Consider the following 8,676-nt stretch of genomic DNA (forward strand, 5'->3'; position numbering starts at 1 on the left):
TTTTCCCCGCCGGTCGGGGGTCCGGTTCAGCCGAGCTGGGACATGACCTGGGAGGAGATCAGCTCCAGGTGGTCGAGGTCGTCCAGGTCGAGCACCTGGAGGTAGATGCGGGAGGACCCGAGCGCCCCGTACCTGCCGATCTTGTCGACGACTTCACCGGGCGAGCCGGCCAGACCGTTCGCCTTGAGTTCCTCCACCTCCCGTCCGATGGCCGCCGCGCGGCGGGCCACCTCGGTGTCGTCCTTGCCCACGCAGACGACGAGCGCGTTGGAGTACACCAGGTCGTCCGCCCGGCGCCCGGCCGCCTCCGCGGCCGCCCGCACCCGGCCGAACTGCCGCTCGCTGTCCTCCAGCGAGGCGAACGGGATGTTGAACTCGTCCGCGTACCGTGCCGCCAGCCGCGGGGTGCGCTTCGCCCCGTGCCCGCCGATGAGGACCGGCACCTTGGCCCGGGCGGGCTTGGGCAGCGCGGGTGAGTCGGTGAGCTGGTAGAACGTCCCGTCGTACGAGAACGTCCGCCCGGTCTCCGTGCCCCACAGGCCCGTGATGATCTCCAGTTGCTCCTCCAGGCGGGCGAACTTCTCCTCGGGGAAGGGGATGCCGTACGCCTTGTGCTCCTCCTCGAACCAGCCGGCACCGAGACCGAGTTCGACGCGCCCGCCGGACATCCGGTCGACCTGGGCGACCTGGATGGCCAGCACCCCGGGCAGCCGGAAAGTCGCGGCGGTCATCAGGGTGCCGAGCCGGATCCGCTTGGTCTCCCGGGCGAGCCCGGCCAGGGTGATCCAGGCGTCCGTCGGCCCGGGCAGCCCGTCGCCCGACCCCATCCGCACGTAGTGGTCCGACCGGAAGAAGGCGTCGAAGCCGAGGTCCTCGGTGGCCTTGGCGACGGCCAGCAGGGTGTCGTAGTCGGCCCCTTGCTGGGGCTCGGTGAAGATTCGAAGATCCATACCTCCATCCTGCACCGTCGGGTGATCGTCAACCTCTCCTCACCGGCCGGGTGAACCTGGGGGAACCGGCGCCTCGGGCCGTCGCCGCCAGTGACTCCCGGCCCGCACGCGTCGTTGGCTCGGGCGGAGCCGGACCGCCCGGCCCGCGCGCCGGCGGCGGATGCCGGCGCGTCGTTCTCACGTGTCGCCCTGTCCCGTCGGGAAGGGCCCGGGCCGAGGAGGCCGCCATGTCCCAGGAAGCCGTGCCCGAAGGGGCCGCACCGGAGCACCCGAAGGGCCTGCTGCGGCGGATGGAGGAGTTGATGGCGGCGCTCTCGGCCGACCTGACCCAGCTCGACGCCGACCTGCAGTCCTCGGCCGACCGCCTCCCGTCCTGCGACCCGGTCGCCCCCGCGCCCCCCGTCCCGAGCCCCGGCCCCACCGCCCTCTGACCCCCGCTCCCCCTGCCGCCGCCCTGTGGGGCCGTCCGGTGCGGCCGGTGCGGCCGGTGCGGCGGCGGGCGGCTCACGGTGGAGCGGGCCGCGAGGGCACGGGGGTGCGGCGCGCGGCCCGTGCCGTCCCGTCCCGGTCCCGTGGTCCCGCGTGTGCCACGGTCAGAAGGAGCCCGCTGCCGAGTCCGCCGGGTCGGGGGGTCTGGCGTGTTCACGGATCACGAGGCGGCGGAGCATCACGCGCACCCGGTCCCCGGCCTCGTCCGCAGCGTCGATGGCCTCGATGCACTGCCAGTACAGGCCCTCCTCGTCGGTGGCGCAGGCGACGCCGACGAGGGCGATGCCGACCTCCCCCAGCAGCGCCCCGAGGCCCAGTAATGCGCCCCGCACGTTCCCGATGCCGGAGAGCCGCAGTGCGCGTGCCGGGTGGGCCGGGCACGCACCGCCCCGGCTGCCCGTCTCGGCGAGCTCCCGCGCCTCGCCCCTCAGCTCGGCCGGTCCGGTCAGTGCCAGGTGGTTTCCGATCGCCTGTGCGAGCATCTGCGCCTGCCAGGCCTCCTCCACGATGTCCGACGCCACCCGGCTGTCCGCCAGGGTGCGCCGGCCGGTCGCGATGAGCCGCTCCGCTTCCATGTACGCCGCCCCCGTTCGTACGACTGTCCGCCCATATACTCACTACCCAGAGTGAAGGTGAACCGACCCAAAAGCCAGGGGAATTCGGAAATCTGTGGACAGGAAGCTCAGTGTGAATAAGTCGATCACTCCGTAGAGTGACGATCGGGCTCCTTCGACGCCCTGGCGGCCCGCCCCGGCGGGCGTCCGACGGGGAACCGGGCCTCGTTTCGGTCGATCTTCGCGGACAGCGCCGCCAGCGGATCGACGCCCAGCGCGCCGCAGAACTGGAGGAGATAGGCCAGGACGTCGGCCACCTCGTCCGCCACCCGGTGCGCCGTGTCCGGGTCGTCCATCACCCGGGCGGCCTCCTCGGGCGTCAACCACTGGAAGATCTCCAGCAGTTCGGCCGCCTCCACGCTCAGCGCCGCCGCCAGGTTCTTCGGCGTGTGGTACGGCTGCCACTCCCGCGAGGCCGCGAACTCGGCGAGCCTGCGCTGCAATCCCTGCACATCCGGTTCCGTCACGGGTTCAGGTCTACCACCGTCACGCCGGCCCGCCCGCGGGCGGCCCTCGCTCCCGCCTCGCCGACCGTCCCCACCAGCCGGATGTGCCCGTCGGCGCAGATCTGCGCCGCCAGACCGGCCAGTTCGCGGATCTGGCGCCGGTCCAGGCCCCGGTCGAGGCCGTCGGCGAGCACGGTGAGCGTCTGCATGGCGTGGGGCACCTCGGCCGCCGGGTCCATGGCCAGCACGCCGGGGCCGGTGAGCAGCACCAGTGCGAGCGCCAGGTAGCGCAGCTCGCCCTCGCCGAGCGCGCCGACAGGCATCCCCGCTTCCGTGCCGCGCCCGAGGACCGCCCGGACCGTCCCGTCGGCGAGCTCCTCGACGTCCAGGTCCTTGACCGGGCCCGCGCAGCCCGCTCGGGCGACGGCGGCCAGCCGGGCGTGGCGGCGCGGGCAGCCGGTGCGCGTGCGGTGGAGGACCTCGGCGAGGTTGTCGCAGCCGCGGCGCAGCCGTCCGTCGCCCGGGGCCACGGGGGCCCGCATCCGCTGCGGCTGCGGGTCGCAGGGGAACACGGACCGCAGGGCCACCACGACCTGCTCGGCGGCGGCCAGCACATGGCGCTGTCCCTCCGTCTTGCCCGCCACGCGCAGCGGCAGCAGCGCGGTGCCGAGCCGGTCGCCGGGGAGCGGGGCGCGGGTGACCGGCACCGAGCCGGCGGTGTGCCACTCGGCCTGCACGGTGCCGCGGCCGGGGTCGCGCAGCGCCGTGGTGAGCAGTGTCCGCCCGTCGCCGCCGGTCAGCCGCTCGCCGACGACCCTCAGGTCCGGCTCGGCCTGGACGGCCAGGTCGAGGCGCACGGGCCCGGCCGGGCCGTCCACCGTGCAGCCGATCCGGAAGCCGCGCCGCCCCTCCGCGTCGGCCTCCGCGCGTACCGGTACGCAGCCGGCGGGATCGGGGAAGGCGCTGTCGAGCGTGGCGCCCGCGCCGAGCAGGGCGAGTGCTTCGTACGCCTGTAACGCGCTCGATTTGCCGGTGCCGCTCGCCCCCGCGAAGAGCGTCACCGGCGCGAGCCGGAAGGCGGCGCCGCGATGTGCCTTGAATGCGGACAGCCGCAGTTCCGTGACGGTGGGACGGGTGGGCGGGAGGGTGGGCGCCGCGGCGGGGGCGGGGCGGGTTGCGTGCATGCTCGGACCGTATGAGGACGGTTTTGTGCTGAACCGTTCCGCCCGAACAGCCTTCCTACGAATGAGGGAACCCGTCTAGGAATGCGGAACCGCCGCGGCGGCGGCGCCCTCGACCTCCGTACCGGCCGGGGCCAGCAGGAAGACGTTCCGGTCGACGCGGTGCATCCCGCTGCCGAGACCGAAGACGACACCGCTGCTGAAGTCCAGGATCCGCTTGGCGACGTCCGCGTCGGCCGCGGTCAGGTCCAGCAGTACCGGGATCTGCGCGATCAGGTACTCGGCGACCTCCCGGGCGTCGGCGAAGACCTGCACCCGCAGGACGACCATGCGGCGCTGCTCGGCGGCCTCGTAGTCCTGGGGGATCGTGCTGTGGTCGACCCTGGACGGCCACTCGTTGCGCCCCCGCAGCGGGACGACCTGCGCCAGGCCCTCCCACTGTTCGTCGGTGACGTCGTACCTCTCGTACCTACTCATACGCCTATCCTCGCCTCCCTCACCCGTTCGGCCCAACTGCGACACGGCGCCACCTGCGCCGACCGGCCGGCCGCGGACCGGACGGGGCGCCGGGAGCACGCACCGGCGAGGTGCGCGTACCCGATCTGACGCTCCGTCCTCTCCGGTCACGTGCAAACGAGCTGACGTGTCGTCCGAACGAGTGGGTGGCTCTCCCCAGGGCCGTCACGGTGGCCTGCCGGGTGGCCATGGGCGGCGCGGCCGCGCAGCATTGACAGTGCAAAACAGCCCAGCTACTTTCGGCCCAGGCCGAAACTGTCCAGGTTTTGACAGGCCTTCCGGAGGCCCAGCATGAAGACAGGGTTCAAGCGCGCCACCGTTCCTCTCGCTCTCCTCACTCTCACCGCGCTCACCGCGGCCGGCTGCAACAGCGGCGACAGCGGTTCGGCAGCGAACAAGGTCACCGTCTGGATGTATCCGGTGATCATGGATCCGAAGGCCAATGCCGCGTACTGGGACGGCATCGAGAAGGGCTTCGAAGCGGCCCAGAAGAACCTCGATCTCACCATCGAGCAGCTGCCCTGGGAGAACCGGGACCAGAAGCTGGCCACCGCCTTCGGCAGCGGCAAGGGCCCCGACGTGGTGCTGCTCGGCCCGGACCAGATCCCCCAGTTCCAGGCGAACGGCGCCGTGCAGCCGGTCGACCGGGCCATCGAGAAGTCGCGGAGCGCGTTCCGCCCCGCCGCCCTGGAGGCGATGACCCAGGACGGCAAGGTCTACGCGGCTCCGATCTACCACACGGTGACCAGCACGCTCTACAACAAGAAGCTGCTGGACAAGGCGGGGATAAAGGAGCCTCCCACCACCTGGGACGCCCTGAGGGCCGCAGCCCCGAAGCTGAAGCAGGCAGGCGTCGCCACCCTCGACTACTCGGCGAGCAACGAGGCCTCCCTCAACATGAGCTTCTATCCGCTGCTGTGGCAGGCGGGGGGCCGGGTCTTCGACGAGAGCGGCAAGAAGACCGCGTTCAACAGCCCGGAGGGCGTCGAGGCGCTCACCTTCCTCGTCGACCTCTACAAGAGCGGCTCCGTGCCCCGGTCCGCGCTGACCAACGCCAACCTGTTCACCGACCACGCGCTGGGCAAGGAGCAGGTGGCGATGGGTTACACCAACACGCCCTCCGACGCGGCGCTCGCCGAGAAGACCTGGGGCAAGGGCAATGTGATCGTCGGCCCCGCCCTCGCCGGGCCCAAGAAGCAGGTCTGCTTCGGCATGCCGGGCGGCCTGGGGATCAACGCGCGGACGAAGAACCTGGCGGGGGCGGAGAAGTTCGTCGCCTACATGACCGAGCCCGCGCAGATCGCGTCCATGGGCAGGGCGGGCGGGTTCTTCTCCCCGCGCACGGACGTCTCGGTCCCCCACGAGAGTGCCTTCGCGAAGGAGTACGAGGCGGCCCTGGCCCACACGTTCCCAGGAGAGCCGCACCCCGCGGCGCGCCAGCTGATGGCGCTCGTCACACCGGAGATCCAGGCCGCGCTGACCGGCAAGAAGACTCCTGAGCAGGCGCTGGAGGCAGCGGCCAAGGAGGGCGACGACCTGCTGGCGCGGCAGCGTTGAGCAAGGTCGAGCCGCGCGAGGCGTCCCCCGACGAGCCGGAGCCCTCGAAGGCCGGCACCCCCACGTGGCGGGGCGCCACGGCGCGCCCCCCGACGCCGGACGGTTCCCCGCCGGGCACGGGCGCGGCACCCGCAGCCCTGGCGGGCGCCGCGCCGGAGGCCGCGCCGGGCGCCCTGGCGGGGACGCCGCCGGGCACCGGCGCGGTGGACGGCCGCCCCCGTCCGGGCGCCCCGCCCGGCGGTGTCGCCGGCCCCGGTGCCCCGCCGGGCGCGGGTGCCCGCCCGGCGGGCGGGGCGCGAGGGGGTGGCCGGCGCAGTCCCGTGCGGCGGCGGGAGGCCCTGGTGGGGCTGGCGTTCGTGGCGCCGATGCTCGTGCTGTTCCTGGTGTTCCGGTTCGGTCCCACGCTGGGTGCCGCGTTCCTGTCCCTCACCGACTACCGGCTCAGCGGCGAGTGGACGTTCATCGGCGCGGGCAACTACACCCGGCTCCTCCAGGACGACCTGTTCTGGGAGAGCCTCGGCGTCACCGCCGTCTACACCGCGCTGTACGTGCCGATGACCGTGCTGCTCGCCCTCGGCACGGCCGTGCTGCTGCACCGCACGCTCTGGCTGCGCGGCTTCTTCCGCGGCCTGTTCTTCCTCCCGTACGTCACGAGCATCGTGCTGGCCGCGGTCATCTGGAAGTGGATCTACGAGGTGGAGGACGGACTGATCAACGCGGCCCTCGGTGTCCTCGGCGCCGGCCCGGTCGACTTCCTCGGCGACGAGTCCCTCGTCCTGCCGTCCATCGCCGCGGCCTCCGCCTGGAAGGGCTTCGGGTACTCGATGCTGATCCTCCTCGCCGGGCTCCAGTCCATCCCGCGCGAGGTCGCCGAAGCGGCCACCATCGACGGCGCGAGCGCCTGGCAGCGCTTCCGCTGGGTGACGCTGCCCCTGTTGCGGCCCGTCCTGTTCTTCGTCCTCGTCATCGAGGCCATCCAGGCCTTCCAGGTGTTCGACGCGATGTACGTGATGACGGCCGGCGGCCCGGTGCGGGCCAGCTACTCGCTCGTGTACTTCCTCTACGACTCGGGCTTCAAGTTCTTCGACTTCGGCTACGCGAGCGCGCTGGGTCTGGTGCTCTTCCTGATCGTCCTCGTCTTCTCGCTCATCCAGCGGCGGCTCATCGGAAGGGAGGAGGACTGATGGCGCGGCTGAGGCTGCCGGTCCTGCTGGTCCTGGTCGCGTTCGTGACCGTCACCCCCTTCGTGGTCATGGTGCTGGTGGCGTTCGCGCCACCCGGCGGCCGTACGCTGCCGGGCGCCTTCGACGTCACCCGGGCGTCCCTGCGCAACTTCACCGACGTCCTGCAGAGCGCGGACATCACCCGCTGGGCGCTCAACTCGCTCGTCTACTCGCTGGTGTCGGTGCTGCTCATCCTGCTGTTCGCGTCGATGGCCGGGTACGCGTTCGCCAAGAAGCGCTTCCCCGGGCGCGAGGTGCTGTTCTGGGCGTTCCTGGCGACCCTGATGGTGCCGTTCCAGGCCACCCTCATCCCGTACTACATCCTCGTCTCCGAGATGGGTGGCGTGGACACGTACTGGGGTCTGATCGTGCCGACGCTGGCGAACTCGCAGGCGGTCTTCCTGATGCGGCAGTTCATCGTCCAGCTGCCCGACGAGCTGTTCGAGGCGGCGAAGATCGACGGGGCGTCGGAGTGGCGCGTCTTCACCACGGTGGTGCTGCCGCTGATCCGGCCGGTGCTCGCCACTCTCGGGGTGTTCGTCTTCCTCTGGCACTGGAACGACTTCCTGTGGCCCCTGGTCATCGGCCAGTCCGAGGCGATGCGGACGCTCACGGTCGGGCTGGCCACACTGGAGGGCGAGAACGTGACGATCAACCAGATCATGGCCGGCGCCACGATCACCGTCATCCCGTGCCTGCTGGTCTTCGGGCTGCTCCAGCGCTACTTGACCGACTCCATCGCCACCAGCGGCCTGAAGTCCTGACCACCAGCACCGTCACCACCGGCCGCCCCGCGCCGCGACCGGCCCGCACGCCCGCCCGCCCGGTGACCCGTCACCGCACGGGCCCGGGCGCGCGGCCGGACCGGGCCGGGGCAGCGGTCGGTCCGGGGCCGGACCGGCCGCCGTTCCCCGAGCGCGCCGGCCACGACGCTCGGCGCCCGGAGGGCATCGCCCCGGACGGCATCGTCCCGGATGGCTGGTCGCCCCGACTCCGTCCGCGTATGGGTACGGGACGCCCTGCCGGCCGGACGGTGCGTCGTCCCGCCGGTTCGTCGCCGTGCACTCGGGGGCGTTTCACGGCCGACGAGAGCGCGGGATGATACGTCACTCGCGGAGCGGCCGATATTGATGTGTACCGGCCCACATTTTTTCCTCACACCTCCCCCACCGACGCCTGTCGGCGCACCCCGACCGGCCGGCAGGCCGCGACAACCCCCGTGAAACCCGGCCCCACGAGCCCTCGGGCACATCCCGCGAAGCCGCATCCCCTGGCCGGACACCATCCGGAATACAAGCCTCCGAGTTACTCCCAAGTATCTCCGTCGGCGTCGCAAGCGATCTTTCCGTCAAAAATTGGCGCCATGTCACCCGTGAACCGGGCAAACCAGCAAGTCAGCGGACGGAGGTGTCAATTCCACTTTGACTCCCCCTTAGCGACCTCCAAGACTGCGCCTCCGACCACCCGACACGTGTGGGGAACCGCGTGCGGGATCCAACAGGGGGACCGAAAGCAGCATGAAGATCAGCAACGTGAACTCCGCTCGTGTGCGGAGGGCTGTCACCCGGGGGTTTGTGACCGCGACGGCGCTCGCTTCCGTCACGGCGGTTGCCGCGCCGCATGCGGCCGTGGCGGCTCCGCCGGCCGCACCGGCCGCGGCGGCCGGGATCGGCACGACCGACACGCAGCGTGTCGACGCC

The 8,676-nt window shown here is 71.9% G+C and carries 9 protein-coding genes and 1 pseudogene; 5 read left to right on the forward strand and 5 right to left on the reverse strand.

The features are described 5' to 3' along the window. Positions 1-26 precede the first annotated feature (26 nt). Positions 27-950: an LLM class F420-dependent oxidoreductase gene (locus A4V12_RS09500; RefSeq protein WP_064068809.1), complete on the reverse strand. Its 924-nt coding sequence runs from the start codon at positions 948-950 to the stop codon at positions 27-29. 227 nt (positions 951-1,177) lie between these two features. Here A4V12_RS09500 and A4V12_RS09505 point away from each other — a divergent pair, with 227 nt between their 5' ends. Next, a complete protein-coding gene (locus A4V12_RS09505; RefSeq protein ID WP_064068810.1) occupies positions 1,178-1,381 on the forward strand; it encodes a hypothetical protein in 204 nt (67 codons plus the stop codon). Positions 1,382-1,543: 162 nt separating this feature from the next. On the opposite strand, the gene A4V12_RS09510 is transcribed toward A4V12_RS09505, so the two are convergent. The 4 genes from A4V12_RS09510 to A4V12_RS09525 all read right to left on the reverse strand — a co-directional run bounded on the left by A4V12_RS09510 (position 1,544) and on the right by A4V12_RS09525 (position 4,157). Continuing rightward, complete coding sequence (locus tag A4V12_RS09510) at positions 1,544-2,014, reverse strand: DUF6099 family protein (protein WP_064068811.1); 471 nt, start codon at positions 2,012-2,014, stop codon at positions 1,544-1,546. A gap of 125 nt (positions 2,015-2,139) precedes the next feature. Continuing rightward, a complete protein-coding gene (locus tag A4V12_RS09515; RefSeq protein WP_064068812.1) occupies positions 2,140-2,520 on the reverse strand; it encodes a nucleotide pyrophosphohydrolase in 381 nt (126 codons plus the stop codon). Next, complete coding sequence (locus A4V12_RS09520; RefSeq protein ID WP_064068813.1) at positions 2,517-3,683, reverse strand: AAA family ATPase; 1,167 nt, start codon at positions 3,681-3,683, stop codon at positions 2,517-2,519. Before A4V12_RS09520 ends, A4V12_RS09515 begins: the two co-directional genes overlap by 4 nt. Positions 3,684-3,758: 75 nt before the next feature. Then, positions 3,759-4,157: a cell division protein SepF gene (locus A4V12_RS09525; protein ID WP_064068814.1), complete on the reverse strand. Its 399-nt coding sequence runs from the start codon at positions 4,155-4,157 to the stop codon at positions 3,759-3,761. A 330-nt stretch (positions 4,158-4,487) separates the two neighbouring features. Between A4V12_RS09525 and A4V12_RS09530 the strand changes: the two genes are divergently transcribed. The 4 genes and pseudogenes from A4V12_RS09530 to A4V12_RS38440 form a co-directional block, all read left to right on the forward strand. Continuing rightward, positions 4,488-5,753 (forward strand): ABC transporter substrate-binding protein, encoded by a 1,266-nt coding sequence (locus tag A4V12_RS09530; protein ID WP_064068815.1) that lies wholly within the window; start codon positions 4,488-4,490, stop codon positions 5,751-5,753. Further along, positions 5,750-6,937 carry a carbohydrate ABC transporter permease gene (locus A4V12_RS09535; protein WP_350498005.1) on the forward strand — a complete coding sequence of 396 codons (1,188 nt, stop codon included), beginning with the start codon at positions 5,750-5,752 and terminating at the stop codon, positions 6,935-6,937. Before A4V12_RS09530 ends, A4V12_RS09535 begins: the two co-directional genes overlap by 4 nt. Further along, on the forward strand, positions 6,937-7,740 hold the full coding sequence (locus tag A4V12_RS09540) for a carbohydrate ABC transporter permease (RefSeq protein WP_064068816.1): 804 nt from the start codon (positions 6,937-6,939) through the stop codon (positions 7,738-7,740). The genes A4V12_RS09535 and A4V12_RS09540 overlap by 1 nt, the downstream gene beginning before the upstream one ends. A 753-nt stretch (positions 7,741-8,493) precedes the next feature. Then, positions 8,494-8,676: pseudogene (locus A4V12_RS38440) on the forward strand (hypothetical protein); the annotation flags it as partial.

Source organism: Streptomyces noursei (genome assembly GCF_001646665.1).
Taxonomy (GTDB): domain Bacteria; phylum Actinomycetota; class Actinomycetes; order Streptomycetales; family Streptomycetaceae; genus Streptomyces; species Streptomyces lavendulocolor.

Excerpts from the sequence above, each read along its gene's own strand:
- A4V12_RS09530 (WP_064068815.1), top strand. The coding sequence starts at position 4,488 with ATGAAGACAGGGTTCAAGCGCGCCACCGTTCCTCTCGCTCTCCTCACT.
- A4V12_RS09500 (WP_064068809.1), bottom strand. The coding sequence starts at position 950 with ATGGATCTTCGAATCTTCACCGAGCCCCAGCAAGGGGCCGACTACGAC.
- A4V12_RS09525 (WP_064068814.1), bottom strand. The coding sequence starts at position 4,157 with ATGAGTAGGTACGAGAGGTACGACGTCACCGACGAACAGTGGGAGGGC.
- A4V12_RS09505 (WP_064068810.1), top strand. The coding sequence starts at position 1,178 with ATGTCCCAGGAAGCCGTGCCCGAAGGGGCCGCACCGGAGCACCCGAAG.
- A4V12_RS09510 (WP_064068811.1), bottom strand. The coding sequence starts at position 2,014 with ATGGAAGCGGAGCGGCTCATCGCGACCGGCCGGCGCACCCTGGCGGAC.
- A4V12_RS09540 (WP_064068816.1), top strand. The coding sequence starts at position 6,937 with ATGGCGCGGCTGAGGCTGCCGGTCCTGCTGGTCCTGGTCGCGTTCGTG.
- A4V12_RS09520 (WP_064068813.1), bottom strand. The coding sequence starts at position 3,683 with ATGCACGCAACCCGCCCCGCCCCCGCCGCGGCGCCCACCCTCCCGCCC.